The sequence below is a fragment of the Streptomyces sedi genome, from assembly GCF_006335015.1.
GTDB lineage: Bacteria > Actinomycetota > Actinomycetes > Streptomycetales > Streptomycetaceae > Streptomyces > Streptomyces sedi.
Map to the genome: position 1 here is coordinate 294,238 of NZ_VDGT01000004.1, position 25,924 is coordinate 320,161.

A 25,924-nucleotide genomic window follows, 5' to 3' on the forward strand; every position below is an offset into this window, starting at 1 on the left:
CGTGGGGGGACTGGGGAGTTGGCGCCGGGGCGCGGCGCGGCCTGGTGCGGTCGTGTCCGCGTCCCGGGACGGGAGGCGGGGCCGGGACTGATCTCTCCCGACCCCGCCTTCTCGCTACCGGGCGCCGCCGCGGGCGCGGTCCGGCCGGTCGGTGCTCACCGCCGGTGGCGGTGGCGCACCGGCTCGGTCAGCCCTTGCTCCACGTGTTGGCGTTCCAGACGATGCCGTTCTGCGACGGGTTGGGCACCACGCCGGAGACCTGGCTGCTCCAGGCGGTGATGCCCGGGTGCTGGTACAGCGGGATGGTGACCAGGTCCTCCCAGAGGAAGGCCTCGATCTGGGCGGTCAGGTCAACGGCCTCGGACAGCTCGGAGGTGCGCAGCACGTCGTCCAGCAGCTGGTCCAGCTCCTCGTTGGAGTAGCAGCCGTTGTTGTTGCCCTTGCCGTCGGGGCTGCACTCGACGGCCGTCCGGTAGGTGGAGTTCCAGCCGGAGCGGTCGGGCGAGCCGGACCAGGCGTACATGGCGACGTCGAAGCGGCCCTCGGAGAGCGCGCCGGTGGTGTCGAAGAAGTCGGCGGCGGGCTGGAAGTCCACCTCGAAGCCGGCCTCGTTGCAGCTCGACTGGATCAGCAGGCCGGCGTCGTTGCGGCGCTGGTTCTCCAGCGTGCCGAGCACGATCTCGGTGCCGACCGCGTTCTCCTCCTCCAGGATCTGGCGGGAGCGCTCGATGTCGGTGACGCCGTACTCGTCGAGGGTGGCGGAGGAGGCCTCGACGGCCTCCTGGTAACCCTCGTCCCAGGGCGCGACGTTGCGGACCTGCTTGACGGTGGCGTCCGGGACGACCGGGGCGATCAGGTTGTCCACCAGCGTCTGGTAGGGCACGCAGAGCGCGAACGCCTGGCGCAGCGCGAGGGAGTCGGCGAACGGGCCGTCCTGGAAGTTGAAGTCCAGGTGCTCGTAGGAGTACTCCTCGGCGACCTCGGACTCGATGCCGCCGGCCGCCTCGATCTGCTGGGCCATGTCCACCGTGGGCTGCGGCTCGATGATGTCGACCTCGCCGTTCTGGAGCGCCTGCACCTGCTCCGGCTCGGCGATCGTGCGGATCACGATCGAGTCGGCGGCGGCGGGCTCACCCCAGTACGCCTCGTTGCGGGTCAGCGTCACCGACTGGTCTGCCACGTAGTCGGTGATGACGAAGGGCCCGGAGGACGGGATCAGCGAGGCGTCGGGGAGCGCGCCGTCGATCAGCCAGCCCTCGTTGAAGAAGTCGGCGGCGGCCTGGACGGGCTCCGGGTCGTCGCCCTGGAGCGCGGCGAGGAACTCCTCGGGGGTCAGCCCGCCCTGCTCGGCGACGACGTGCGCCGGCATGATCGCGTTGTTGCCGCGGCCGGGACCCGAGGTCAGCCAGTCGGCGAACGGCTGGTCGTAGACGAGGGTGAACGCCTTGTCGCCGTCGGCGCACTCCGGCAGCGCGGTGTCCTCGATGCCCTGGGTGCCGGGGGCGGAGAAGAGGCCGTCCCAGCGGCCACTCTGCGCGGTCCACCACATCAGGACGTCGTCACAGTCGATGGGGGTGCCGTCGGACCAGGCCGCCTCCTCGTGGATGGTGTACTCCACGGTCAGCGGGTCGTCGGAGGTCTTCTCGAAGGTGCCGAAGTCCTCGTTGGCTATCGGCTGGCCGTCGTCGTTGCCGAACTGCCAGAAACCGGAGAGCACCTGGTGCATCACCTGACCGTTGGCCACGGTGTTGGCCCCGGCGGTCGTCTGGTTGAAGCTGTCCCAGGGCTGCGCCATGGCGTACGTGATGGTGCCGCCGCCACCCCCGGCGTTGGAATCCTCGTTGCTCTCGTCGCTGTCGTCGCTGCATGCTGAGAGGACGAGTGCCCCTCCCAACATGGCCGCGGCGAGCTTGGACGCTCTGCCGAATCTGGTCATATTCGGGCCTTCCACGGTGAATGGCTTCGGGTGAAGTTGCCGAGAGCCTTGTCACCGTCGAAGGCCCCCACAAGTGGGCCGCCGTGACCGTTGTGCAGCCGAGATGTGAAGACGGAGGCGCCCCGGGGAACGAGTAGGTGTATTCACTGGCGCAGTGGGGCGATTCGCCCCGGTCTCCGCGCGTTGACAGCCCCTTGTCGTCCGATAGTCGGACGGCCGATTAGTGGACACCTGACCTAGCCTGTCCCCTCGCGGGGGAAAACCCCCGGAGTTGGGTAAAACGCCTGTGGGCGTGGGGAGTTCCGTGGTTCGGTGGATTCGTTGCTCTTGGGAGGGTCGGGCGCACCGCCCTCAACTGCGTGTCATGCGGGGCGGTTCCATGCTGACGACCATCAACACCACCTTCACCGACACCCGGGCGGGTGACCTTACCTGGTCGCTGGAGTGCGGACCACAGCCGGCGCTGGCCACTCTCGACCTCGAACTCGCGGACACATCCGTGCAGTTGAGGGTCCTCGGCGCCTCGCACCAGGTGCTGCTCAACGGCAGCAGGGGTGCCTGCGCGGAGACCGTGGCGTGCCTCGCGGGGGACAACTCCCCGCTGCCGCTGGGCGTCTCGCGCCGGCTCGGGGAGTTCGACTACGAGTTCGCCGCGCACGTGGAGACGCTGAGCGCCGGCTCCTTCGCGGGGCGGGCGCAGGAGCTGCTCGCGCTGGTGGCCGAACACCCCCACGGGCTGGCCGCGTTGTTCCCCGGCGACCCCAACGCGTTCACCGCGCTGCTCGCCCAGCGGCAGGACGGCCAGGTGCACTGGCGCACCTGGCACTCCTATCCGCAGGAGCGGCGTCTGGTGGCCACCAGGACGCGGGTGGTGGGGGCGCTGCGCACCGTGGAGACCGTCGGGAAGTCCACTCCTGTGGGTGACAGGGCGAGTTCGAGGTGTGACGTAACGTTCGGTTCATGATCGAGACGTCCGAAGCCGAGTGCGCGGGCGATCCCCCCACCGGCGCGACGCTCCCGGTGCCGCCGGGGGTGGGGCGGGCCCTGGTGCTGGCCGCGGTCTTCGTCTGCGCGGCCTGCGGGCTGGTCTACGAGCTGGAGTTGATCGCCCTCGCCGACTACCTGGCGGGCGACACGGTCACCCTGACCTCGCTCGTGCTCTCCTCGATGGTCTTCGCGATGGGCATCGGCTCGCTCGGCGCCAAGCGGCTGCGGCAGCGCGCCTCGGTCAACTTCGCGCTGGTGGAAGCCCTGTTGGCGCTGGTCGGCGGCTGCTCGGCCACGGTGCTGCACCTGTGCTTCCTGTGGACGGGGGAGATCAGGCCGGCGCTGATCCTCTTCTCGCTGACCATCGGGCTGTTGATCGGCGCGGAGATGCCGCTGCTGATGACGTTGATCCAGCGGATCAGGCGGCAGGACGCGGGGCGCGCGGTCGCCGACCTCTCGGCGGCCGACTACGTGGGGGCGCTGCTGGGCGGACTGGCCTTCCCCTTCCTGCTGTTGCCGCTGCTCGGTCACCTCAACGCGGCGCTCTTCACCGGCGTCGTCAACGCGCTGGCCGGCGGCGCCGTGGTGCTCTGGCTCTTCCGGGGCGACCTCGGTCGGGCCACGCTCGGGCGGCTGACGCTGGTGGTGCTGGGGGTGACGGCGGTGCTGCTGTGCTGCACGTTGGCGGTCGACTCGCTGGGCGAGCGCGCCGAGCGGCTGCTGCGCCAGCGCACCGAGGAGCAGGTGGCGACGGTGCGTGGCGAGACGCCTGCGGCGCGCGGTGCGTTTGGCCCGACCAGTAACATATGCGCCGATCAGTGGGTAGGCTCCGCGCCATGGAGCACGAGGTCTACCTCCCGTACGCCCCCGCTGTCGTCCTGAGCGCCCTCGCCGAGCCCCGGCGGTTGGCGCGCTGCGTGCCGGGGCTCCAACCGGCCCAGGCGGGCACGCCCGCCGACAGGGAAGCCGCGCCGGACGCGATCCGCGGCCGGCTGCGGCTGCGCGTCGGCTCCTCCACCATCACCTACCGCGGCGCGCTGACCGTGGCGGCCGACGGCGAGGCGCACGTGGTGCGCGCCGAGGGCGAGGAGGCCAGGGGCTCGGGCAAGGCCACCCTGGAGCTGTCGGTCACTCCTCGCGCGGTGGACGGCGGTGCCGGCTGCGCGCTGGCGGTCGACGGCCGGCTCACGGCGACCGGCCGGCTGGCCGAACTCAGCGACGGTCAGCGGGAGTCGGCGGGGCGACGCCTGCTGGATCGTTTCGCCGCGGCGCTGGCCGACGAGCTGTCGCAGGAGGCGCGGACGCCGCCGGCGACCGGCGGCGGGATCGGCGAGCCGGACGACAACGAGCGGGCGATCCCCGGGATCCCGGCGGCGCCCGGCGGCGAGCCGCCGGCCCCGGCTCCCGGGGCGGCGGGCGCCGAGGGCGCGGGGGAGACGGCCGAGGACCCGGGCGACGCCGGCGAGCCCGCCGGGGAGTCGCGCGGCGAGGCGGCGCCCGCGCCGGGCGTGCCGGCCGCGCCGCGCGCGGAGAGCCCGGCGGAGCCGGCGGCCTCGGAGCCGCTGACGGAGCCGGGGGCGGCGGCGGGGCGTGGCGAGGGCACCCCGTCCGCGCTCGACCCCGAGCGGGCCGAGCCCTCGGCGCTGCCCGCGCCGGAGGCCGACCACGCCAGGCGCACGATGATCGGCAGGAGCGCGGAGGAGGTCGATCACGCCCCACCGCGCGGGCGTTACGCCCCCGAGCCGGCGCCCGAGGAGCGTGGGCGCTCCGTCGCGGTGCTGCGCTGGGCGGCCCCGGCCGCGGCGCTGGCCGTGGCGTCGGCGGTGGCGTTGCGCCGGGCGCTGCGGCGCCGCTGACCGCTCGCGCCGGGGCGGCGCCCGGAGGCGCGGGGGTGGTGTGTGGGGCGCAGGGGGGCGCGCCGTGGGGCGCGGCCATCATTAGTCATTTGATACATCAGATCGTTATCGTCGTGGGGTGACCATCGATGACAGTGAACGTGGGATTCGGCTCCGAGCCGGCGCTGCCGAGTTGACCGTCCGCCCCGACCAGGGGGCGCGGCTGGCGTCGCTGTCGATCGGCGGCCTGGAAGTGCTGCGTCAGGGCGAGCGCTACGGCTCCTTCGTGATGGCGCCCTGGTGCGGGCGCACCCGGCAGGGGAGGTTCCGCAACGGACCCGTCGACCACCGGCTCCCGTTGGACGCGGGAGAGCACGCGATCCACGGCACGGTGCGCCGGCGCCCGTGGCGGACGGCCCGGGTGGACGAGCGTTCGGTCGCTCTCTTCTGCGACCTCGTCGAGCCCTGGCCCTACCCGGGCCGGGTGACGCAGCTGGTCGAGCTGGCCGAGGACGGCGGCTCGCTCACCCTCACCCTCGGCGTGGAGACCGCCGGCAACTCCTTTCCGGCGCAGGCCGGTTGGCACCCCTGGTTCCAACGGCGGCTCGGTGCGGGCGGCCGGCCGGTGGAGATCGACTTCAGCCCGGAATGGCAGGAGGAGCGGGGCGAGGACCACCTGCCGACGGGGCACCGCATGGAGCCCAAGCCGGGTCCCTGGGACGACTGCTTCGGGATGCCGGACGGCGTCGACGTGCGGCTGAGCTGGCCCGAGCAGCTGGAGCTGACCGTGCGCAGCCGCGAGGAGTGGGTCGTGGTCTACGACGAGGTCCCCGAGGCGGTCTGCGTCGAGCCGCAGTCCGGCCCGCCCAACGGACTGAACACCCATCCGCGTCTGGTCACCGAGCTGGAGCCCCTGGAGGTCTCCACCCGGTGGGAGTGGCGGCTGGCATAGGGTCGTGGCCATGAGCGCGCGCACACGACTGCTCCAGCAGATCAAGGACAAGGCCGTCGTCCACGGCCGGGTGATTCTCTCCTCGGGGCAGGAGAGCGACCGCTATCTCGACCTCCGCCGGGTCGCGCTGGACGGCGAGGCCGGCCCGTTGGTCGGCCAGACGATGCTCGACCTGACCGCCGATCTGGAGTACGACGCGGTGGGCGGGCTGACCATGGGCGCCGACCCGGTGGCCGCCGCGATGCTGCACGCGGCGGCGGCGCGGGGCGAGCGGCTGGACGCCTTCGTGGTGCGGAAGGCCGGCAAGGCGCACGGGCTTCAGCGGCGGATCGAGGGCCCCGACGTGACGGGCCGCCGGGTGCTGGCGCTGGAGGACACCTCGACGACCGGGGGCTCGGTGCTCACCGCGGTGGAGGCGCTGCGCGAGGCCGGCGCCGAGGTGGTCGCGGTGGCGGTCATCGTCGAACGCGGCGCGGCGCCGGCGATCGAGGCCGCGGGGCTGCCGTACTACGCGGCGTTCGACCTGGCGGATCTCGGCCTGGACTGACCCGGGTTGGCTTCGACCGGCCTGGGCTGACCTGCGTTCACTACCCAGTGTCACGGTTTCACGTGAAACTTCGGCGGGCAGTTACGGCCGCCTTCCCCCGTCTGGGAAGATGGCCCCGACGATGACGCGCGGGACGCCGACGAAGACGTCTCCTGATGTCGAGTACCAGCCCATCGCACACTCTCCAAGGAGCGGACAGATGCCCATCGCGACCCCCGAGGTCTACAACGAGATGCTGGACCGGGCGAAGGCCGGCAAGTTCGCCTACCCCGCCATCAACGTCACCTCGACGCAGACCCTGCACGCCGCGCTGCGGGGCTTCGCCGAGGCGGAGAGCGACGGGATCGTCCAGATCTCCACCGGTGGCGCCGAGTTCCTCGGCGGCCAGTACAGCAAGGAGATGGTCTCCGGCTCCCGCGCGCTGGCCGAGTTCGCGCACATCGTCGCCGAGAAGTACCCGGTGAACGTGGCGCTCCACACCGACCACTGTCCCAAGGACAAGCTGGACGGCTATGTCCGCCCGCTGCTGGCCATCTCCCAGGAGCGTGTGGACCGGGGGCTCAACCCGCTCTTCCAGTCCCACATGTGGGACGGCTCCGCGGAGACCCTGGGCGACAACCTGGAGATCGCCGCCGAGCTGCTCGCCAAGGCCGCGGCTGCCCGGATCGTCCTGGAGGTGGAGATCACCCCCACCGGCGGCGAGGAGGACGGCGTCACCCACGAGATCAACGACGAGCTGTACACCACCGTCGACGACGCGCTGCGCACCGCGGAGGCGCTGGGCACCGGCGAGCGCGGCCGGTATCTGCTGGCCGCCTCCTTCGGCAACGTGCACGGCGTCTACAAGCCGGGCAACGTGGTGCTCCGCCCCGAGCTGCTGCGCGACCTCCAGCAGGGCGTCGCCAAGGCCACCGGCAAGCAGGAGCCGTTCGACTTCGTCTTCCACGGCGGCTCCGGCTCCACCGCCGAGGAGATCGCCACCGCGCTGGAGAACGGCGTGGTCAAGATGAACCTGGACACCGACACCCAGTACGCCTTCACCCGCCCGATCGTGGACCACGTCTTCCGCAACTACGACGGCGTCCTCAAGGTCGACGGCGAGGTCGGCAACAAGAAGACCTACGACCCGCGCAGCTGGGGCAAGTCCGCCGAGGCGGGCATGGCCGAGCGGGTCACCGGCGCCTGCCGCGACCTGCGTTCGGCCGGCACCAGGCTGAAGTAGCCGCGCCGCGGGGCCGCGTCCGGGAAACCACCGGGGGGACGACTGGGCGCGGCCGTCGCGGAAGGGGCAGACTGGGCACCATGGTCACGCACGAGAATCTGCTCGGGGGACCGCCCCCGACCCATCTGCCCGACGACCCGGAGCCGCGCGAGCTGCTGGCCTCCGGCACGGCCCCCGCCGAGGTGGCGGCCAAGTACCCCACCTCCAGCCTCGCCTGGGCCCAACTCGCCGACGACGCCTTCGTCGACGGCAGGACCGTCGAGTCCTACGCCTACGCCAGGACCGGCTACCACCGGGGCCTGGACGCGCTGCGCCGCAGCGGCTGGCGCGGCCACGGCCCGGTGCCGTTCGAGCACGAGCCCAACCGGGGCTTCCTCCGCGCCCTCCACGCCCTGGCCCGCGCCGCCGGCGCCATCGGCGAGCAGGAGGAGCACGAGCGCTGCACGCAGTTCCTGCGGGACAGCTCCCCGACGGCGGCGGACACCCTCTCGTAGAGACCCCCGGCCCTCGCCCCCCGGGTCTCCCGGGGCCAGCGGGGCAAGCCCGGCCACGCCGGCATCACAAGGCGCTCCCCCGTGGGGCGCCTTCGCTGGTGGGGCGCCTTCGACGGTGCGCGTCGACGCATCGGGAGACGGACGGAGTGCACGTGAACCCACCCGCGAGATCCGCGCGCGACCGCGACGATCGGGACGACCGCCCCACCCGGGCCGCACGGCTGATCGCCCGCGCCGAGGCGCTGGACGCGGCCGACCCGCTGCGCCCGCTGCGGGAGCGCTTCGTGCTGGACGACACGGTCTATCTGGACGGCAACTCCCTGGGCGCGCTGCCCCGTTCCGTACCCGGCCGGATGGCCGAGGTGGTCGCCGAGGAGTGGGGGCGGCTGCGGATCAGGTCCTGGACCGAGTCGGGCTGGGACAGCGCTCCCGAACGCGTCGGCGACCGGCTGGCGCCGCTGCTGGGCGCGGCGCCAGGGCAGGTGGTGGTCGGCGACTCCACCAGCGTCAACCTCTTCAAGCTGCTGGTCGGGGCCGTGCGGCTGGCCGACGACGCGCGGGACGAGATCCTGCTGGACGCCGAGACCTTCCCCACCGACCGCTATGTCGCCGAGTCCGCGGCCCGGATGACCGGCCGCCGGCTGCGGGCGGTGCCGGCCGCCGACCTCGCGCGGGCCGCCGGGCCGCGCACCGCCGTCGCCCTGGTCAACCACGTCGACTACCGCGTCGGCGAACTCCGGGACCTGCCCGCGCTGACGGCGGCCCTGCGCGAGGCGGGCGCGCTCTCGCTGTGGGACCTCTGCCACAGCGCCGGCGCGCTGCCGCTGGCGCTCGACAGGGACGGCGTCGACCTCGCCGTCGGCTGCACCTACAAGTACCTCAACGGCGGTCCTGGCGCGCCCGCGTTCGCCTATGTGCGGTCCGCGCACCTGCCGCGGTTCGACACCCCGCTGCCCGGCTGGTGGGGCCACAGCGAACCGTTCGCGATGAGCCCGGAGTACGCCCCGCACGCCGGCATCCGCCGGCTGCGCGTCGGCTCGCCCGACCTGCTGTCCATGGCGGCGCTTGAGGCGGCGCTTGAGGCGTGGGACGGCGTGGAGTTGGCCGCGGTGCGCGCCAAGAGCCTGGCGCTGACCGACCTCTTCCTGGAGGCGGTGGACGCGCTGGTGGAGCCGGGCGCCGTCGAGCCGTTGACGCCGGCCGAGCACGCCAGGCGCGGCAGCCAGGTCTCGCTGCGCCACGCCGACGCGGCCGGGCTGTTGGAACGGCTGGTCGCGCGCGGCGTCGTCGCCGACCACCGGCCGCCCGACGTGCTGCGGTTCGGATTCACCCCGCTGTACACGGGGTTCACGGAGACGGTCAGGGCCGCGGCGACGCTGGGCGCGCTGCTGGCCGGCGAGGAGGAACGATGACGGGCGGGGCGCCGGAGAGTGGCGTGGACGCGGTGGAGATGGCGGCGCTGCTCGCGCCGTTCGACCCGGTCGCGCCCGAGGCGACCGTGCGCTACGGGGACCACCCGGCGCACCTGGTCGACCTGCACGGCCCCGGCGACCCGGCGGTGGTGGTGCTGCACGGCGGGTTCTGGCGCGAGGCGTTCGACCGTTCCCATCTGACGCCGTTCGCGCGGGCGTTGGCGGCGCGCGGGGTCGCGGTCGCGGTGCCCGAGTTCCGGCGGGTCGGCGGGGGCGGCGGCTGGCCGGCGACGGGCCGGGACGTGCGGGCGGCGCTCGAAGCGCTGCCGGGGGAGCGGCCCGTGGTGCTGGTGGGGCACTCGGCCGGCGGCCAGCTCGCGCTTGTCGCCGCCGACCACCCCCGGGTGGGCGAGGTGTTCGGGGTGGCGGCCGTCAGCGACCTGGCGCGCGCGGTCGAGCTGGACCTGGGCCGGGGCGCGACCACGGCGTATCTGGAGGGCGCCGAGGGCGGGCTCGACGCGGCGCTGGAGGCCGCCGACCCGTTCCGGAGGCCCAGCCCCCCGGTGCCGGTCACGCTGGTGCACGGCGCGGAGGACGGCCAGGTGCCCGCCGAGCTGTCCCGCCGTTTCGCGGAACGCCACGGCGCCGGGCTGGCGTTGCTGCCCGGCGTCGGCCACTACGCGCCGATGGTCCCGGCGCTGGCGGCCGGGACCTGGCTGCTGGACCGGCTGGCGCGGGCCGCCGCCGCCGGGTGTGAGCCGCGCTGTCCGGCGGGGCGTGCGGAACGGGCGGACTGACGGCCAGCGGGACGGGGTGACGGGCCAGCGGGGCGGGGTGGGCGGCAGCGGGCGGGTTGACGGGCCAGCGGGGGACGGCCGCGCTCACCCGCCGTTCCACATCGGGTCCAGCTCCGGGTACGCCTCCGGCTCCAGCCCCGGCTCCAGCCCCTGTCCCGACCCCGGGTCGGGCCCTGGGTCCGGGAGTGGGGCGGGTTCCGGCGCGGGCTCCGCGTACGCGTCGTGGACCTCGGGCGCGTACGTTCCCGAGTCGGTCAGGCGGGCGTAGGCCACGATGTTGGAGTCGTAGCCGCCGTCCTGCGTCCACCGCCCGCCGCAGGTGATCAGGCGGAGCTGGGGCGAGGTCACCGAGCCGTAGACCCGCTCGTCGGGGAAGTCCGACTTCGGGTACTGCTCGACGGAGTCGACCGTGAAGACGGCGACGTCCCCGTTGGCCCGGTCGACCTCGATGGTCTCGCCCGGCTGGAGCGAGCCGAGCCCGGCGAAGGCCGCCGGACCGTCGTAGGTGTCCAGATGGCCGACGAGGATGGCGGCGCCGCGTTCGCCCGGCGAGACTCCGCCCGCGTACCAGGCGGCGCGCTGGGCGTCCTCCTCGGAGGGGGAGGGCGGCCCGCCGTCCGGCGTCAGGTCGGCGCCGAACACCTCGACGTCGGTGGCCAGATAGGGGATGCGGATCCGGATGGGCACGGAACGTTCCAGCGGCTGCGCGACCGCGGCCGTTCCCGACTCGCCCGAGCCGCCGAGGTTCGCGGTGGAGCCCGCGTCGGGGGCCGCCGCCGGCGCGTCCACCGCGTCGGGCCGGGAGACCCCCTCGGCGATGTCGCTGGACGCGCGGGCCTCGCGGACCGAGGCGTCGCCGCCGCTCGGGGCGAAGACGCCGACCAGCAGCCCGACCACCACCACCGTCACCGCGACCGTGGTCTCCAGCCGGCGGGTGCGCAGCGACTGCCGCTGGTGCCGGGTGCGGGTGCCGGGCGGCGGGGGCGGCGGCCCGGCGGCGCCGCGCACCGCCGTGGCCACCGCCACCCGCGCCTGGCCGAGCGAGGCGCCGCCCTTCCGGTCCCGCACCAGCCGCACCGTCGCGGGACCCGCGTCGCGCAGGCCGCCCGTCAGCCGCCGCAGCGCCGCCGCCGCGCGGGCCGCCAGCCGCCGCGGCGCGGCCACGCGCCCGGCCGGCGCCGGCCCCGCCGCGTGGCGGGGCGCGGCGAGGCGGGGGGCGGCGCGGCGGGGCGCGGCGAGGTGGCGCCGCACCCGCGCCAGCGCGCGCGGCCAACCGGGGCCGGCGCGCAGCGCGTTCGGCAGCCGGGGAAGGCGCGGCTTGGCTGCCGCGCGCCGGTTCCTAGCCACTGGGCTCCCTTTAGTAGGCGTGGTTGCCGGAGCGACGGCGCCTGGCGAGGAAGACGTACCCCACGCCGCCGGCCACCGCCACGCCGCCGCCGATCGCCAGCGCCGTCGCCTGGGTGCCGCCGTCGCGCGAGCCGCCCGAGCCGCCGAAGCCGGCCTCGGCGCCGCCGCTCGGGGTGCCCGCGGTCGCGGTGAACGTGGCGGTGAGCTGCACCCCGTCGGCGCAGTTCACGGTGACGGGGTAGCCGCGACCGACCTTCAGGCCGTGCTTGATCTTGCCGGTGCCGACCCACTGGCCGGCGTCGCCGCGACGCAGGTTGACCGGCTCCTTGAAGGCGTCGGAACGGGCCGGGCCGTCCGGGCGGCAGTTGGCGCGCACCGTCACCGAGGTGCCGGGGTCGCCGGAGGCGGGGGAGATGGTGAGGGGGGCGACGTTGTCCCAGGCGGGCTTGGCGTCCTCCAACACGGCCAGGCCCTGCTGGGGCACGGCCTCCGAGATCTCGGAGACCTCCTCGGGGGCCGGCTCGCGGTCCTGCGCGATCGCCTGGCCGGAGAGGCCGAGGGTGAGCGCGGCGGTGACGGCGGCCAGCGCCAGCGGTCTGGCCGAGGGAACGAGGGGAATGCGGTTGCGCTTCATGTGCGGGTGACCTCCGGGCTATGCCGCACGCGGGGTGCGTGACGTGCTGTCACCCATGCGAACAGTCAGTGATCGACTCCGCATCCGGAACGGGTCCCCGAGGGTGCATCGCTGCTCCGTCAGGGGGGGTGCGCTCGGGGGCGGCGCTGACCGTCCGTCAGCGCCGCCCCCGTTCACCCCTGGGGGCCGCCCGCCTCAGGGCAGTCCCAGGTCCCTGCGACGCAGCCCGAGCACGCCCAGCCAACTCAGGCCGGTGGCAAGGAAGGTGAGCACCAGCAGCGGCACCGCCTCGAACCCCTCGGCCGGCACGCTCGGCACATGGGTCAACGGCGACAGCTCGCGCAGCGCCCGCGGCAGGTTCACGACCTCCCCCAGGAAGACGACCCCCATGGCGTACCCCGGAATCGCCCACGCCGCCGCCGTCGCCCGGGGGAACCAGCCGTAGAGCGCCAGCGTGACGCCGCCGGTGAACCACACCGCGGGGGCGTAGGCCAACGAGGCCAGCGCCACCTCGGGCAGCAGCGCCGCGTCCCCGACGGAGGCCGCGCCCGCCGCGCCCAGGCCGAGCCCGGCGGCGAGCAGCACCAGCGTGGCGCCCCCCAGCGCGAACGCCAACTGGCCGCCGATCCACGCCGTTCGGGACAGCGCGGTGGCCAGCAGCGGTTCGGCCCTGCCGCCGGTCTCCTCGGCGCGCGCCCTGGTCAGCGCGGCCACCACCGCGGCCAGCCCGGCGCCGGCCAGGATGGTCAGACAGACCGAGATGAAGATGTCGGTGGTCGAGGCGCCGACCAGCTGGGCGGCCATCTCCTCGACCTCCTCCAGCATCTGCTCGGCGTCGGAGAGCACCGACCCCAGCATCACCCCGAAGAGCAGGGCGCCGGCGGCGAAGCCCAGCGTCAGCCCCCGGCCCAGCCGGAAGGCCAGGCCGAACGGCATCGCCAGCCACGCCACCGCCCCCGGGCGGCCCGGCCGCGCCGGTCGCAGCCCCGCGCCCAGGTCCCTGCGGGTGCTCAGCCAGAACGCGGCCACGGTCGCCGCGGCGGCGAGCCCCAGGTGGAGCAGCAGCGGCCACCAGCGGTCGTCGAGGAACGGGTAGGCGCGCTGCGCCCAGCCGATCGGCGAGAGCCAGGAGAACGCCGACGGCCCGACGTCCCCCACCGCGCGCAGCGCGTAGGCCGCGCCCAGCACCGCGCAGCCGAGCCCGGTGGCGCCCCGGGAGAACGGGGTGACCTGCGCCGCGACCCCCGCCGCCCCGGTGAAGGCGAGCCCCAGCGTGGCGGAGGCCGCGCCGTAGAGCGCGGCGCCCCCGGCGGTGACCCCTTCCACGCCCATCGAGGCCAGCGTTCCGGCGAGCAGCGCGCCCAGCAGCAGGCAGGCGCCGCCGGCCACCAGCAGCGCGGCGGCCAGTTGGGCGTGCCGGCCGAGCACCCCGGAGCGGACCAGTTCGGCGCGGCCGGACTCCTCCTCCACCCTGGAGTGGCGGACCACGGTCAGCACCGCCATCAGCCCGACGGCGAGCGTGAAGAAGCCGAGCAGCTGATGGGCGGTCATGGCGCCGAGCGAGTAGCCCCCGTCGAGGTAGCGCTCGGGCCCGGACATGGCCAGGCCGGCGGGGGAGCGGAACGTCTCCGCGACCGTGGCCCGGTCGGCCGGCTCCGGGTAGGTGGACTGGAAGCTGCCGACCGAGGCCGCCGTCGTCAGCGTCAACAACCCGAGCCAGACGGGGAGTCGGACCCGGTCCCTGCGCAGCGCGAAGCGGACCATGGTGCCGGTCCCCGCGAACGGGCCGGCGGGGCCGCCCGCCGGCGCGGGGGCGGTGGCGGGCGCCTCGGCCGCCCCGGCGGCCGGCGCGGTCGCGGCCCCGCTCATCGCCCGGCCGCCCGGGACGCGTCGTCGCGGTGGTCGCCGTTCTCGCCGCCGCGGAGGTCGCCGTGGGGGTCGCCGTGGGGGCTGTCGTCGTGGCGGCTGTCGCCGTGGTGCCGGTCGCCGTGGTGCCGGTCGCCGTAGTGCCGCAGCATCAACTCCTCCAACGTCGGCGGGTGGCTGAGCAGGCTCCGCACCCCGAACCCGGCGAGCCGGCTGACGGCCCGCTCCAGGTGCGGCCCGTCGACGGAGAAGGTGACGCGGGTGGCGTCCGGCCCGGTGCCCTCGGCCGGCGTCACCCGCACGTCGTGGACGCCGGGCAGCTCCTCCAGGCCGGAGGCGGGCCGGCCCGTGGTGGCCTCCACGCTGGTGCGGGTGAGGTGGCGCAGCTCGTCCAACGAGCCGGACTGCACGACGCTGCCCTGGCGGACGATGCTCACCCGGTCACAGAGCTTTTCGACCTGGGCCATGATGTGGCTGGAGAGCAGCACCGTCTGACCGTTCTCCTTCGCCTCCCCGATCAGTTCCTGGAAGACGGCCTCCATCAGCGGGTCGAGACCCGCCGTCGGCTCGTCGAGCAGCAGCAGCTCGGCGCGGGAGGCGAGGGCGGCGACCAGGGCCACCTTCTGTCGGTTGCCCTTGGAGTAGGTGCGGCCCTTCTTCGACGGGTCCAGCTCGAAACGCTCCAGCAGCCGCGCGCGGCGCTTCGGATCGAGCCCGCCGCGCAGCCGGGCCAGCAGGTCGATCGCCTCGCCTCCCGTCAGATTGGGCCACAGCTCGACATCGCCCGGCACATAGGCCAGCCGGCGGTGCAGGGCGACGGCCTCGCCCCAGGGGTCCCCGCCCAGCAGCCGCACGGTGCCGGAGTCGGCACGCAGCAGGCCGAGGAGCACGCGGATGGTGGTGGACTTACCGGCCCCGTTGGGCCCGAGGAAGCCGTGCACCTCGCCCGCGCGCACCGTCAGGTCGAGCCCGTCCAGGGCCCTTGTGGGGCCGAACGTCTTGACCAGATCGGCGATCTCGATCGCGTTGCTTGAGGACTTCATGGCAACAAGCTACGTTCGTTTCACGAATTTGTGAAGTTCGGGAATCCTCGGAAACGCGGCGACGGCTGGCAGGATGGCGGGATGACCATGGACCACCCACGTGACGAAGCGGACCCCTATCCGCCGGCCGTCTCCGAGTTCGTGGAACGGTTCGCCGCCGACCTGTTGGCCGCCGGGTTCCAACGGATGGCCGCCCGTGTCTTCGCCTGCCTCTCCGTCTCGGAAGAGGGCGCCCTCACCTCGTCGGAACTGGCCGAACGGCTGCGGATCTCCCCGGCCGCCGTCTCGGGCGCGGTGCGTTACCTCGCGCAGATCTACCTGGTCAGCCGCGAGCGTGAGCCCGGCTCGCGGCGCGAGCGCTACCGGCTCCACCAGGACGTCTGGTACGAGACCATGACCCAACGCGACCAGTACCTGCGGCGCTGGGAGACCACCGCGCGCGCGGGCGTCGACGTCGTCGGCGCGGACTCCTCGGCGGGGCGCCGGCTGGAGGAGACGGCCGACTTCATGGCCTTCCTGGGGGAGGAGATGAGCGGAATCATGGACCGCTGGCACGCGAGGCGTTCCGTCAGCGGGCACCCGGTAGAACACAACGCGTGAGCCCGGCGGCCCCGCGCCCCGTCAGGGGCGCGCGTTCGCCGTGAGGTGCGGGTTTCTTGGTCGGTGGGGCGGGCCCCGTCAGGGGCGCGGGGAACTGCGCGAATGCTGTGTGGCGGGGGTTGGCCGACTACGGAGCTTCGTGGCTGGGCGGGTTGTCGGCGTGAGCCCGGCGTTGGGTTGCTCGCGCAGTTCCCCGCGCCCCTGCACGGGGTGCGCGTTCGGGGTCACGGTGCCGCGCCGGCCAGGTGGAGCGCTCCGGGGAGCACCGTCCAGGTCCTCGCGCGAGTGGGCCCCAGGTCCACCGCGTTCGCCCGGTAGCTGAAGCCCGTCGGTCCCGAGACCGTCACCGAGCTCGCCCGCGCCCGGACCTCCACCTCCCGGGGCCCCGGCCGCACCACCACGTCCGCGAGGCCGTCCGCCGCCCGCACCGAGACCTCGGCGACCGGCCGGTCCTGGTCCGCCAGCAGCCGCCCGTCGGCCTCCACCCGCAGCCGCTGCTCGGCCCGCCCGCGTGGCCGCCCCTGGCGCGGGGGCCGGGGGAACGGCACCGCGCGCCACCACCCGGAGGCCGGGCCCCTGCCGCGCGGCGCCGGGATGCCGAGCGTTCCAAGCACCACCCCGCCCGCGTCGTCGGTCAGCACGTCGAGCCGGCGGGTGCGCCCGGTCAGCACCGCCCGGGACGCGGCGACCGCGTCCGTCGGCACCCCCAGCGCGCTGGCCACCGCCGTCGAGCCGCCGACCGGCACCACGCCCAACGGCCGCGCGCTCAGGTGCCCTTCGCTGTGCAGCATCCGAACGGCCCGCAGCAGCGCCCGGTCGTCACCGACGATCACCAGCTGGCGGCCGTTCCCCCTGGCGAGCGCCTTCGGCAGCGCCTCGCCCTGCTCCAGCACGCAGACCCTGACCTCCCCGCCGGCGCCCGCGCTCAGCACGTCCCTGGCGATGCGGACCGATTCCCCGTCCACGCGCCGGGCCCTCGGGTCGATGACGATGAACACCTGACTGTTCGCCTCCCGGCTGCGTCTCCCGTAAGCTCTCTGTGCAAGAGCCCCTGTCGCGATTGCGCAGGGGTTTCGTCGATCCGGGGCAGCACAGCGTAGATGCCCCGCTCGAAAGGGGTGTACGCCTGTGCCCGCACTTGTGCTGCTCGGCGCTCAGTGGGGTGACGAGGGCAAAGGCAAGGCCACGGACCTGCTCGGTGGCTCCGTCGACTATGTGGCGCGCTACCAGGGTGGCAACAACGCCGGTCACACCGTCGTCGTCGGCGACCAGAAGTACGCGCTCCACCTGCTGCCCTCCGGCGTGCTGAGCCCCGAGTGCACCCCGGTGATCGGCAACGGCGTCGTCGTCGACCCCAGCAAGCTGCTCTCCGAGGTGCGTGAGCTGAACGAGCGCGGCATCGACACCTCCCGCCTGCTCGTCAGCGGCAACGCCCATCTGATCACGGGCTACCACCAGACGCTCGACAAGGTCTCCGAACGCTTCCTCGGCAAGCGGAAGATCGGCACCACGGGACGCGGCATCGGCCCCGCCTACGCCGACAAGATCAACCGGCAGGGGGTGCGCGTCCAGGACCTCTTCGACGAATCGATTCTCCGGCAGAAGGTCGAGGCCGCGCTCGACCACAAGAACCAGCTGCTGGCCAAGATCTACAACCGCAGGGGCATCGAGGTCGAGCAGGCCGTCGAGGAGCTGCTGGGCTTCGCCGAGCCGCTGCGGCCCTACGTCTGCGACACCACGCTGGTGCTCAACCAGGCGCTGGACGATGGCAAGGTGGTCCTCTTCGAGGGTGGCCAGGGCACCCTGCTCGACGTCGACCACGGCACCTATCCGTTCGTCACCTCCTCCAACCCCACCGCCGGCGGCGCCTGCACCGGCACCGGTGTCGGGCCGACCAGGATCGACCGGGTCATCGGCATCCTGAAGGCGTACACCACCCGGGTCGGCGCCGGCCCCTTCCCCACCGAGCTGCACGACGAGGACGGCGAGCGGCTGCGGACCGAGGGGCACGAGTTCGGCGTCACCACCGGCAGGGACCGTCGCTGCGGCTGGTTCGACGCGGTGATCGCCCGCTACGCGGTGCGGGTCAACGGGATCACCGACTTCTTCCTCACCAAGCTCGACGTGCTCAGCGGCTGGGAGCGTATCCCGGTCTGCGTCGGCTACCGGATCGACGGCCGCGAGGTCAGCGAACTCCCGTACAACCAGAGCGACTTCCACCACGCCGAGCCGGTCTACGAGTACCTGCCGGGCTGGCAGGAGCCGATCTCGGCGGCCAGGTCGCTGTCCGACCTGCCGAAGAACGCCCAGTCCTACGTGGCGGCGCTTGAGGAGATGTCGGGCGCCCGGATCTCGGCCGTGGGCGTGGGCCCGGGCCGGGACGAGACGATCCAGGTGCACTCCTTCCTCTGAGCCCCCCGCCCCTGGCGGACGAGTCACGCGCGAAAGGGGCCGGGTGGTGGTCGATCGACCACCACCCGGCCCCTTTCCTTCTCAGGGTCGTGCCGGCGTCAGCTCTCGCGCTGGGCCGTGAACTCGCCCGCACCGTCGCCGAGCGGGGTGAACGTGATCTCGTCCGGGTCGTCGAGGCCGGTCCAGTGGATGCGGTAGCTGGGCAGCGGGTCGCAGCCGCCGGAGGTGGCCTCGCCGGGGCCCACGATCAGCTGCTCGGCGCTGAGACCGCCGGCGACCAACGGCATCTCCCAGGTGCAGCCGTCGCCCGTGGCGACCATCGCCGTCTCGCCGGAAGGGGCGGTGGTCTCGGGGTCGAAGGTCATGCCGGAGCCGACCCAGTTGGAATCGTAGATGGCGTACGGCATCGCGTCGGAGTTGGCGGAGGTGTCCGACATCGTCATCTCGGCCTCGACGTTGAACCTGGCGGCGCTCCACACCAGGTTGCCGCCGCTCATCTCCATCGTCTGCTCGCCCCAGGGGCTGCAACCGCCGCTGGAGGGCCAGGTCTGCTCGACCGTGTCACTGTTGATCGTGGCGACCGAGTCGTAGCTGACCAGCGCCGACGACTCCTTGCAGACCACGTCCTCCAACGCCGTGTACTGCGTGGTGACGATCTGCCCGGTGGAGCCCTCGGCGATCTCTATGCGCTGGTAGAAGACCTCACCCCGTCCGGTGGTCATCTCGCCTTCCCAGGCGCCGACCATCTCGAACGGTATCTGGCCGCTCCCGCCGCCCCCGGTCGGGTCCTCGGTGGGCTCCGGGTCCTCGGTCGGCTCGGGGTCCCCCGTGGGCTCGGTGGTGGGGTCGGTGGAGCCGGTCTCCTCCGTCGTCGGCCCGTTCTCGCCGTCCGCCTCGTCGTCGCTGTCCCCGCCCAGGGCGAAGACCGCGACGCCGGCGACCACGGCCAGCACGGCGACGGCCGCGACCACGATCCACAGCGTCTGGTTGTTCTTCTTGCCGCCGGGACCGCCGGGTCCGCCCTGCGGGTGGTAGCCGCCGTAGCCGCCGCCGTACGGGTTGTTGGGGTCGCCCTGCTGCGGATAGCCGTAGCCACCCTGCCCCTGCTGCGGGTAGCCGTAGCCGCCCTGGCCGGGCGGGCCGTAGCCGCCGGGCGGCGCGTTGGAGGTCATCGTGGCCATCGCGTCCACCGGGCCGTTCGGCTGCGGGCTCGGCGGCGGCGTCGACGGCACGCTCAACTGGGTGGGCGTGGGCGGCGCGTGGCCGGGAGGCGCCGGGGTCGGCGGCACGTTCGGCATCGCCGGGGTCGGCGCCGCGCCGGGCACCGGCGGGGCCTGCAGCGGGTCCTCGGAGTCCAGCAGCTCTACCGCGTGCCGGCCCAGCTTGGCGATGAGGGCGCCGGGCAGCCAGGGCTCGTCGTCCTCGGGAGCCTCGGTGGCCTCCAGCAGCTGGTCCAGCGTCGGCCGCTCGGCCGGGTGCGGGGCCAGGCACGCCTCGATCAACGGCCTGATGCCCTCGGGCACCTCGGTGAGGTCCTGCTGGTTCTGCACGATGCGCAGCATCAGCGCGGTCATCGCGCTGTTCGCGTCGCCGAACGGGGTGTGCCCGGTGGCGGCGAACGTCAGCACCGAACCGAGGCAGAAGATGTCGCTCGCCGCCGACAGCGTCTCGCCCCTGCACTGCTCGGGCGACATGAAGCCGGGGGAGCCGACGGCGGCACCGGTCCTGGTCAGGCCCTCGTTGGTGGCCTCCAGGGCGCGCGCGATGCCGAAGTCGATCACGCGGGGGCCGTCGATGGTGATCATCACGTTGGACGGCTTCAGGTCACGGTGGACCAGCCCCGCCGCGTGGATGTCGCGCAGCGCCCGCACCAGGCCGTTGGCCAGGATGCGCAGCGTGCGCTCCGGCAGCCGGCCGTAGGTGGTGGCGACCACCTCGTGCAGCGAGGGGCCGGCGACGTAGCCGGTGGCGACCCAGGGCGTCGCCGCCTCGGTGTCGCCGTCCAGCACGGGCGCGGTCCAGTCCCCGCCGACGCGGCGTGCGGCGTCCACCTCCTGCTGGAAGCGCTGCCGGAACTCCGGTTGACGGGCGAGTTCGGGTTGAACGAGCTTGACGGCGACCGTGCGCCCGCGGTCGGAGCGGGCGAGATAGACGCTGCCCATTCCGCCGGCGCCCAATTTCCCCAACAGCCGGTACTGGCCGACGCGTTGGGGATCTGTCGGCCCGAGCGGTTTCATGCTGTCCTACTCCTCTTCGGTCCGGTAAACCTCAAGAGCATACGGGGGGTCCCGCACGGGGAGAAGGACAGAAAGAGAACCGCGATCGGTTCCCGATCTGCCACTTTGGCCCGTAACCGTGTCAATTCGTGACCTGAGGCATACCTAATCGTTGCGTGTGTGCTCGGCTGGATCCTCCCCCAGAGCGTCCAGCCAGGAGATCTGAATCGTGTCCCGATCATCTTCCTTGAGTCGCACACGAATGGCGGCGTACACCCGGCAGGTGGCGTCCTCGCCGGTCTCCGCCAACTGGTCGGGACCAAAGGTCAGCTGCCCGCCCTCTACCCTGACCAGCTTGTTCTCCCAGACGCATTCGATCTCCCCGCTTCCGCGCCTGGTCCTTTCATAGCGCAGAAGCTGGTCGCCGACGGCGCCCTGCTCGATGGTGATCACATCCGACCACTCGTTGTCGCTGCTGTCAGTGAACTCGTGCTTCCAGCCCGCGACCAGGTCTTCGGGAACGGCGCTGTCGGTGCGGTCCGGACCGCGGTGCAACGTTGCCTGTTGTTCTCCGTAAGTCCATGTCGCCTCCTCACCGTTCTCCGAGAGCCGCAGCGTCTGCACCGTGTTGTTGTCCCGGCAGGCCTCGCTGGTCTGCTCCTCGGGGACACTCCAGTTGGACTCCTCGGTGAAGCCCAGCCCCTCGTCTCCGAAGGAGTCGAGCCGCACATCATAGGCGCACAGAATCTCGGGGGTGAGGGTGAGGGCGTTACCCACGAGTTCGCCCTCCGCGCCCTGGGCGATCTCGAAACGCAGCTCCCGCGGCTCGTCGTCGCCGCTGCTGTACTCGCCCTGCCAGACGCCCAGATACGAGTCGTCTATCGCCGTGTCGGAACCCCCGCCGCCCATGCGGACCAGCAGCACCACGGCCAGCACCACCAGGACCAGGCCGGCGGCGGCCAGCGCGCCCAGCGGCCCCTTCCTGGCGCGCCAGCCACCGGAGCCGGAGCCGGTGCCCGCGCCCGTGGAGGGGGCGCCGTAGGGCGAACCGGGCGGCGACCAGCCGCCTGAGCCCCGCTGGTAAGGGCCGCCGTCCGGCTGGGAGTAGGGGGAGGGGATCGGCGTCGGCCGGGGCGCCGGGCGCCCGCCGGGCCAGGACTGCTGGGGCTGCCCGGCGGGCGGCGGCGGGGGGCCGGGCGGCGGCACCGGGTCGGACGAGGGGCGCGGGGTGCGCTCTCCGCTCGGCGGCGCCGGCGGCGCGGGGGGCGCCGCCTCGGTCCTGGGCAGCACCGGGTTGTCCACCCGGCTGACCGGGTTCTCCGAGTCCAGCAGCCGCACCGCGTGCCGGCCCAACTGCGCCACCAGGGCGCCCGGTAGCCAGGGCTCGTGCAGGGCCGCCTCCGGCTGGGTGGCGGCCAGCAGCCGCTCGACGCCGATCCGCTCCTCCGGCTCCTTGGCCAGACAGGCGGTGATCAACTGCCGCAACGAGTCCGGCACCCCGGAGAGGTCGGGGGCCTCCTCGGCGATCCGGAACATCAGGATGTGCACGCCCGAGTCCAGCGCCCCGAACGGGGTGCGGCCGGTCGCGGCGTAGGCGAGCAGCGAGCCGAGGCAGAAGATGTCGCTGGCGGGCGTGACCCGTTGGCCGCGCACCTGCTCGGGCGCCATGAAACCGGGCGAGCCCACGGTGGCGCCGGTCCTGGTCACTCCCGCGCCGGGGCCGGGCTCCAGGGCGCGGGCGATGCCGAAGTCGATCACGCGGGGGCCGTCGATGGTCATCAGCACGTTGGACGGCTTCAGGTCGCGGTGCACCAGACCGGCCCCGTGGATGGCGCGCAGCGCGTGGCCGAGCCCGTTGGCCAGCAGCGTCACGCTGCGCTCCGGCAGCGGGCCGTAGTCGCGGCCCACCACCTCGTGGAGCGAGGGACCGGCGATGTAGCCGGTGGCGACCCAGGGGGTGGCGGCCTCGGTGTCGGCGTCCAGCACCGGCGCGGTCCACTGGTCGCCGACCCGCTGGGCGGCGGTGATCTCGTCCGAGAACCTGCGGCGGAAGTCGGGCTCCTGCGCCAGCTCCCGTTTGATCGTCTTCACGGCCACCGTGCGACCGCGCTCCGAACGGGCCAGGTAGACCTGGCCCATGCCGCCCTCGCCGAGCCTGCCCAGGAGTCGGTACTCACCGATGCGTTGTGGGTCCTCCGGCCTCAGGCGATCCATGTGGAAACAGACTCCCCTGGTGACGACATTGGTTCCCTATCCCGAGGATAGAGGTCAAAGGGCGCCCCGCACACGCCGGTTCACCACCGGAAAGGGCACTTTCCCGCGGCGGTCGGACCCGGGAGGGGACACGGCTCCGAGGGGCGTGTGGGGGTGTGGCGGGCGCCGGCGTGTGGGCACCGGTCAGCGCTCCGGCGGGTGCGCCGTCGTGAGCTGGGCGGCGGCGCTCGGCTCCGCCGCCGCCGGCGCGGTGTCGGGCGTGGATCGGTGACTTCGGGGCGGGGGAAAGGGGCGGCGCGCGCCCCCGACGGTGATGACAGCATCCTGTCAAGTGGGTGAAGGTAGTCTGGGCTGCCGTGATTCAACGCAGCACCCTGCGAGAGCAGCTGGCAGAGGCCCTGCGCGAGGAGATACTCGCCGGGCGCCTCGCACCCGACGCCGAGTTCACCGTTCGGGAGATCGCCGAACAGTACGGGGTCTCGGCCACCCCGGTGCGTGAGGCGCTGGTCGACCTGTCGGCGCAGGGGCTGTTGGAGGTGGAGCAGCACCGCGGCTACCGGATCAAGCAGCTGACCCTCACCGACTTCCGGCAGATGGTCGAGGCCCTGGCGCTGGTCAGCGACGGTGTCTTCCACCGCAATCCGCTGTTAGCCCGGCGGCGGGAGACGGGGGACACGTTCACCTCGATCCGTCGCCGCGCGGTCGCCGCTCGACAGGCCGCCCTCGTCGGCGACCTGGACATCCTGATCGCCTACGACCTCCGCTACTGGCGGGAGTTGGACGCGCTTCTGGACAACCCGCACGTCGGCGAGTTCCTCGACCGGCTGCGGGTGCGCTGCTGGGCCTTCCTCGTTCCCCGGCTGCGTGGCGGGGAACGCCTCGCCGGGCGGCTGTGGGCCGGCCATCTGCCGCTCGCCGACGCGATCGAGACGAGCGACTTCGAGGAGGCGGGACAGTTGCTCTGTGAGTACCGGTCGCACATCCTGGCTCTTGCCGCCGAACTCGGCGGGCCCTGACGCCGGACCGGAAGTGAGCCCGTACGTGGCCTGTGACCTGTGGTTGGTCCCCCTCGTTGACGTCCTGTGCCACAGCCCGGACAATCCGTTCGCCGAGGAGATCGCCGAGTACGACCGGGCCCTGACGGACGCCGGGCTGCCGCCGGTGCCGGTCTTCGGCTATGTGCCGGGGATGGTCGGCGAGGTCGCGCCGGTGGCCGGCTTCGACTACACGGCGCTCCATCTGCTGCGCCGCGCCTATCTGCTCCAGCGCAGCGGGCTTCCGGTGACGCCGGCGAACGCGCTGGACGGCGACTACCAGCAGTTGCTGGAGATGTTCGAGAGCGGCGCGCAGCAGGCGCACCTGGTGTGGCACTTCGACCACGCGGGCGCCTATCTGCCGGTCGACTTCCCCCAGCCGCTGGTCAACGACGCGTTGATGGAGGGCGGCGGGCCGCTCGGCTCCAGCCACGGGCTGCTGCGCGAGTTGGAACTGGTCGCGCCCGCGTTGGAGATCGACCCCGCCAACCCGCCGGCCCCGCCCACCGCGCCGAGCCGCCCGACCCGGCTGGACGAGCCGGCCGCCGTACCGGTCGAGGGCCAGGGCCCCTTCGCCAGGGAACGCCACGTCTGGCTCGGCCTGCACGCGGCGGCGACGCGGAGCCTGGCGCAGGGGTCGATGATCGTCTTCAGCTGAGACCCGGTCTCGTCCGGTCGGTCTCGCTCGGACGGTCTCGCTCGACCCTTTCCGCTCGACCGTTTCCGCTCGACCGTTTCCGGTTCGACCGTTCTCGTTCGGACGGGGCCGTGTCCGTTCGGGGCTTTCCGTTCGGGGCTTGGCGGAGGCCGATGGGCGTGTGGCGGCTTCTGTCGTTGTCCCGTGCTTGTTCTCGCCGTTCCTGACCGTTCCGGCGCGGGCGTGTTCCGGGAGGTGGACGGGGGCGTCGGGCTGTCGGTGGGCGCGGTTAGGCTGCCCGCGTGAGAATCCTCGTCATCGGCGGCGGCGCCCGCGAACACGCCCTGTGTCACGCCTTCTCCCGCGATCCCGCCGTCACCGAGCTGCACTGCGCACCGGGCAACGCCGGCATCGCCGCGTCGGCGACGTGCCACCCGGTCGACCAGCTCGACGGCTCGGCCGTCGCCGAGCTGGCGCTCGGGCTCGGCGCCGAGCTGGTGGTGGTCGGCCCCGAGGCGCCGCTGGTCGCCGGGGTCGCGGACGCGGTGCGCGCGGCCGGCCTGCCGGTCTTCGGCCCCGGCGCCGAGGCGGCCAGGCTGGAGGGGAGCAAGGCGTTCGCCAAGGAGGTCATGGCGGCGGCAGGCGTGCCCACGGCCCGTTCCCACGTGTGCGCCACCCCGGCCGAGGCCGACGCGGCGCTGGACGCCTTCGGCCCGCCGTACGTGGTCAAGGACGACGGACTCGCCGCCGGCAAGGGCGTGGTCGTCACCGACGACCTCGCGGAGGCCAGGGCGCACGCGCGCGGCTGCGAGCGGGTGGTGATCGAGGAGTATCTGGACGGCCCCGAGGTCTCGCTCTTCGCCGTCACCGACGGCGAGACGGTCGTCCCGCTGACCCCGGCGCAGGACTTCAAGCGCGCACTCGACGGCGACCTCGGCCCCAACACCGGTGGCATGGGCGCCTACACGCCGCTGCCCTGGGCGGACCCCGGGCTCACCGACGAGGTGCTCGAAACGGTGCTGCGCCCCACGGTCGCCGAGTTGCGCCGACGCGGCACCCCGTTCTCCGGGCTGCTCTACGCGGGCCTCGCGCTGACCTCGCGTGGCGTCCGCGTGGTGGAGTTCAACGCCCGGTTCGGCGACCCGGAGACCCAGGTCGTGCTGGCCCGGCTGGAGACCCCGCTGGCCGGGCTGCTGCTGGCGGCTGCGACCGGCGAGTTGGCGGCCTTCCCGCCGCTGAGCTGGTCCGACGGCGCCGCCGTCACCGTGGTGATCGCGGCCGACGGCTACCCGGCGGCCCCCCGCACGGGCGACCCGGTCGAGGGCCTTGAGGCCGTCGCCGCCGAGGACGCCCCCGCCGTGCACGTGCTGCACGCCGGCACCCGGAGGGACGAGGAGGGCCGGATCGTCTCCGCCGGCGGTCGGGTGCTCTCCGTGACCGCGCTGGGCGTGGACCTCGCCGAGGCCAGGGACCGCGCCTACCGGGCTGTGGGCCGGATCGGGCTGGCCGGTTCGCAGCACCGCACGGACATCGCCGAGCGGGCCGCCTCTGACCAAAGCCCCACCATCGAGTGACCGATGCTCGGTCCGGCTGACGCGCCCGCCGCACCGCACTAGGGTGCGGCGCACGCCCAACTACCGGGCGGCGCAACGTCGTCGATCCCACCCACCGGCCCCTCAGGCGTTCGGCGCAGCGCGCCTTGCGCTGTCGGTCCCCGGTGTCACAGTGGGAGAAGCGGA

The 25,924-nt window shown here is 73.6% G+C and carries 21 protein-coding genes and 1 pseudogene; 14 read left to right on the forward strand and 8 right to left on the reverse strand.

The window, feature by feature from the left end; all coding sequences use genetic code 11:
• Positions 1–187: 187 nt before the first annotated feature.
• The gene (locus tag FH715_RS07945) at positions 188–1,936 is read right to left on the reverse strand and encodes an ABC transporter family substrate-binding protein (protein WP_139642208.1); all 1,749 of its coding nucleotides are present in this window, start codon (positions 1,934–1,936) and stop codon (positions 188–190) included.
• A gap of 379 nt (positions 1,937–2,315) precedes the next feature.
• Here FH715_RS07945 and FH715_RS07950 point away from each other — a divergent pair, with 379 nt between their 5' ends.
• The 9 genes and pseudogenes from FH715_RS07950 to FH715_RS07990 all read left to right on the forward strand — a co-directional run bounded on the left by FH715_RS07950 (position 2,316) and on the right by FH715_RS07990 (position 10,182).
• Entirely contained in the window at positions 2,316–2,900 is a 585-nt protein-coding gene (locus FH715_RS07950; RefSeq protein WP_139642210.1) for a DUF2617 family protein, read from the forward strand.
• Positions 2,897–3,685: pseudogene (locus tag FH715_RS07955) on the forward strand (spermidine synthase); the annotation flags it as partial. The gene FH715_RS07950 and the pseudogene FH715_RS07955, both read left to right, overlap by 4 nt.
• A 74-nt stretch (positions 3,686–3,759) precedes the next feature.
• Complete coding sequence (locus tag FH715_RS07960; protein ID WP_139642211.1) at positions 3,760–4,779, forward strand: SRPBCC family protein; 1,020 nt, start codon at positions 3,760–3,762, stop codon at positions 4,777–4,779.
• A 118-nt stretch (positions 4,780–4,897) separates the two neighbouring features.
• On the forward strand, positions 4,898–5,710 hold the full coding sequence (locus FH715_RS07965) for an aldose epimerase family protein (protein ID WP_425472689.1): 813 nt from the start codon (positions 4,898–4,900) through the stop codon (positions 5,708–5,710).
• Between the two features lie 10 nt (positions 5,711–5,720).
• Complete coding sequence (gene pyrE / locus FH715_RS07970; protein WP_139642214.1) at positions 5,721–6,257, forward strand: orotate phosphoribosyltransferase; 537 nt, start codon at positions 5,721–5,723, stop codon at positions 6,255–6,257.
• Between the two features lie 199 nt (positions 6,258–6,456).
• Positions 6,457–7,479 (forward strand): class II fructose-bisphosphate aldolase, encoded by a 1,023-nt coding sequence (fbaA, locus tag FH715_RS07975; protein WP_139642216.1) that lies wholly within the window; start codon positions 6,457–6,459, stop codon positions 7,477–7,479.
• 80 nt (positions 7,480–7,559) lie between these two features.
• Complete coding sequence (locus tag FH715_RS07980) at positions 7,560–7,973, forward strand: DUF3151 domain-containing protein (RefSeq protein ID WP_139642217.1); 414 nt, start codon at positions 7,560–7,562, stop codon at positions 7,971–7,973.
• Positions 7,974–8,194: 221 nt separating this feature from the next.
• Positions 8,195–9,385, forward strand: coding sequence for a kynureninase (gene kynU, locus FH715_RS07985; RefSeq protein WP_139642332.1), 1,191 nt, complete (start codon positions 8,195–8,197; stop codon positions 9,383–9,385).
• On the forward strand, positions 9,382–10,182 hold the full coding sequence (locus tag FH715_RS07990; protein ID WP_139642218.1) for an alpha/beta fold hydrolase: 801 nt from the start codon (positions 9,382–9,384) through the stop codon (positions 10,180–10,182). The genes kynU and FH715_RS07990 overlap by 4 nt, the downstream gene beginning before the upstream one ends.
• Positions 10,183–10,266: 84 nt before the next feature.
• Here FH715_RS07990 and FH715_RS07995 read toward each other — a convergent pair whose 3' ends face one another.
• The 4 genes from FH715_RS07995 to FH715_RS08010 all read right to left on the reverse strand — a co-directional run bounded on the left by FH715_RS07995 (position 10,267) and on the right by FH715_RS08010 (position 15,072).
• Complete coding sequence (locus FH715_RS07995; protein ID WP_139642219.1) at positions 10,267–11,529, reverse strand: class F sortase; 1,263 nt, start codon at positions 11,527–11,529, stop codon at positions 10,267–10,269.
• Positions 11,530–11,539: 10 nt separating this feature from the next.
• A complete protein-coding gene (locus FH715_RS08000) occupies positions 11,540–12,163 on the reverse strand; it encodes a hypothetical protein (RefSeq protein ID WP_139642220.1) in 624 nt (207 codons plus the stop codon).
• Between the two features lie 195 nt (positions 12,164–12,358).
• A complete protein-coding gene (locus FH715_RS08005; protein ID WP_139642222.1) occupies positions 12,359–14,032 on the reverse strand; it encodes an ABC transporter permease in 1,674 nt (557 codons plus the stop codon).
• On the reverse strand, positions 14,029–15,072 hold the full coding sequence (locus tag FH715_RS08010) for an ABC transporter ATP-binding protein (protein WP_139642224.1): 1,044 nt from the start codon (positions 15,070–15,072) through the stop codon (positions 14,029–14,031). The genes FH715_RS08005 and FH715_RS08010 overlap by 4 nt, the downstream gene beginning before the upstream one ends.
• 81 nt (positions 15,073–15,153) lie before the next feature.
• Here FH715_RS08010 and FH715_RS08015 point away from each other — a divergent pair, with 81 nt between their 5' ends.
• Entirely contained in the window at positions 15,154–15,672 is a 519-nt protein-coding gene (locus FH715_RS08015; protein ID WP_139642227.1) for a GbsR/MarR family transcriptional regulator, read from the forward strand.
• A gap of 224 nt (positions 15,673–15,896) precedes the next feature.
• On the opposite strand, the gene FH715_RS08020 is transcribed toward FH715_RS08015, so the two are convergent.
• Entirely contained in the window at positions 15,897–16,670 is a 774-nt protein-coding gene (locus tag FH715_RS08020; RefSeq protein ID WP_342782164.1) for a diacylglycerol kinase family protein, read from the reverse strand.
• Between the two features lie 130 nt (positions 16,671–16,800).
• Between FH715_RS08020 and FH715_RS08025 the strand changes: the two genes are divergently transcribed.
• Positions 16,801–18,084 carry an adenylosuccinate synthase gene (locus FH715_RS08025; RefSeq protein WP_139642229.1) on the forward strand — a complete coding sequence of 428 codons (1,284 nt, stop codon included), beginning with the start codon at positions 16,801–16,803 and terminating at the stop codon, positions 18,082–18,084.
• Between the two features lie 98 nt (positions 18,085–18,182).
• On the opposite strand, the gene FH715_RS08030 is transcribed toward FH715_RS08025, so the two are convergent.
• Positions 18,183–20,321, reverse strand: a complete 2,139-nt coding sequence (locus FH715_RS08030; RefSeq protein ID WP_139642231.1) for a serine/threonine-protein kinase — start codon at positions 20,319–20,321, stop codon at positions 18,183–18,185.
• Between the two features lie 144 nt (positions 20,322–20,465).
• Positions 20,466–22,514 (reverse strand): serine/threonine-protein kinase, encoded by a 2,049-nt coding sequence (locus FH715_RS08035; protein WP_139642233.1) that lies wholly within the window; start codon positions 22,512–22,514, stop codon positions 20,466–20,468.
• A 359-nt stretch (positions 22,515–22,873) separates the two neighbouring features.
• Between FH715_RS08035 and FH715_RS08040 the strand changes: the two genes are divergently transcribed.
• From FH715_RS08040 to purD, 3 genes are all read left to right on the forward strand, one after another.
• The gene (locus FH715_RS08040; RefSeq protein ID WP_139642335.1) at positions 22,874–23,530 is read left to right on the forward strand and encodes a GntR family transcriptional regulator; all 657 of its coding nucleotides are present in this window, start codon (positions 22,874–22,876) and stop codon (positions 23,528–23,530) included.
• A gap of 25 nt (positions 23,531–23,555) precedes the next feature.
• Positions 23,556–24,206 (forward strand): hypothetical protein, encoded by a 651-nt coding sequence (locus FH715_RS08045; protein ID WP_139642235.1) that lies wholly within the window; start codon positions 23,556–23,558, stop codon positions 24,204–24,206.
• 281 nt (positions 24,207–24,487) lie between these two features.
• Positions 24,488–25,759 (forward strand): phosphoribosylamine--glycine ligase, encoded by a 1,272-nt coding sequence (purD, locus tag FH715_RS08050; protein WP_139642237.1) that lies wholly within the window; start codon positions 24,488–24,490, stop codon positions 25,757–25,759.
• Positions 25,760–25,924 lie beyond the last annotated feature (165 nt).

Excerpts from the sequence above, each read along its gene's own strand:
- FH715_RS07945 (WP_139642208.1), bottom strand. The coding sequence starts at position 1,936 with ATGACCAGATTCGGCAGAGCGTCCAAGCTCGCCGCGGCCATGTTGGGA.
- FH715_RS07950 (WP_139642210.1), top strand. The coding sequence starts at position 2,316 with ATGCTGACGACCATCAACACCACCTTCACCGACACCCGGGCGGGTGAC.
- FH715_RS07960 (WP_139642211.1), top strand. The coding sequence starts at position 3,760 with ATGGAGCACGAGGTCTACCTCCCGTACGCCCCCGCTGTCGTCCTGAGC.
- pyrE (WP_139642214.1), top strand. The coding sequence starts at position 5,721 with ATGAGCGCGCGCACACGACTGCTCCAGCAGATCAAGGACAAGGCCGTC.
- fbaA (WP_139642216.1), top strand. The coding sequence starts at position 6,457 with ATGCCCATCGCGACCCCCGAGGTCTACAACGAGATGCTGGACCGGGCG.
- FH715_RS07980 (WP_139642217.1), top strand. The coding sequence starts at position 7,560 with ATGGTCACGCACGAGAATCTGCTCGGGGGACCGCCCCCGACCCATCTG.
- FH715_RS07990 (WP_139642218.1), top strand. The coding sequence starts at position 9,382 with ATGACGGGCGGGGCGCCGGAGAGTGGCGTGGACGCGGTGGAGATGGCG.
- FH715_RS08000 (WP_139642220.1), bottom strand. The coding sequence starts at position 12,163 with ATGAAGCGCAACCGCATTCCCCTCGTTCCCTCGGCCAGACCGCTGGCG.
- FH715_RS08005 (WP_139642222.1), bottom strand. The coding sequence starts at position 14,032 with ATGAGCGGGGCCGCGACCGCGCCGGCCGCCGGGGCGGCCGAGGCGCCC.
- FH715_RS08010 (WP_139642224.1), bottom strand. The coding sequence starts at position 15,072 with ATGAAGTCCTCAAGCAACGCGATCGAGATCGCCGATCTGGTCAAGACG.
- FH715_RS08015 (WP_139642227.1), top strand. The coding sequence starts at position 15,154 with ATGACCATGGACCACCCACGTGACGAAGCGGACCCCTATCCGCCGGCC.
- FH715_RS08030 (WP_139642231.1), bottom strand. The coding sequence starts at position 20,321 with ATGAAACCGCTCGGGCCGACAGATCCCCAACGCGTCGGCCAGTACCGG.
- FH715_RS08035 (WP_139642233.1), bottom strand. The coding sequence starts at position 22,514 with ATGGATCGCCTGAGGCCGGAGGACCCACAACGCATCGGTGAGTACCGA.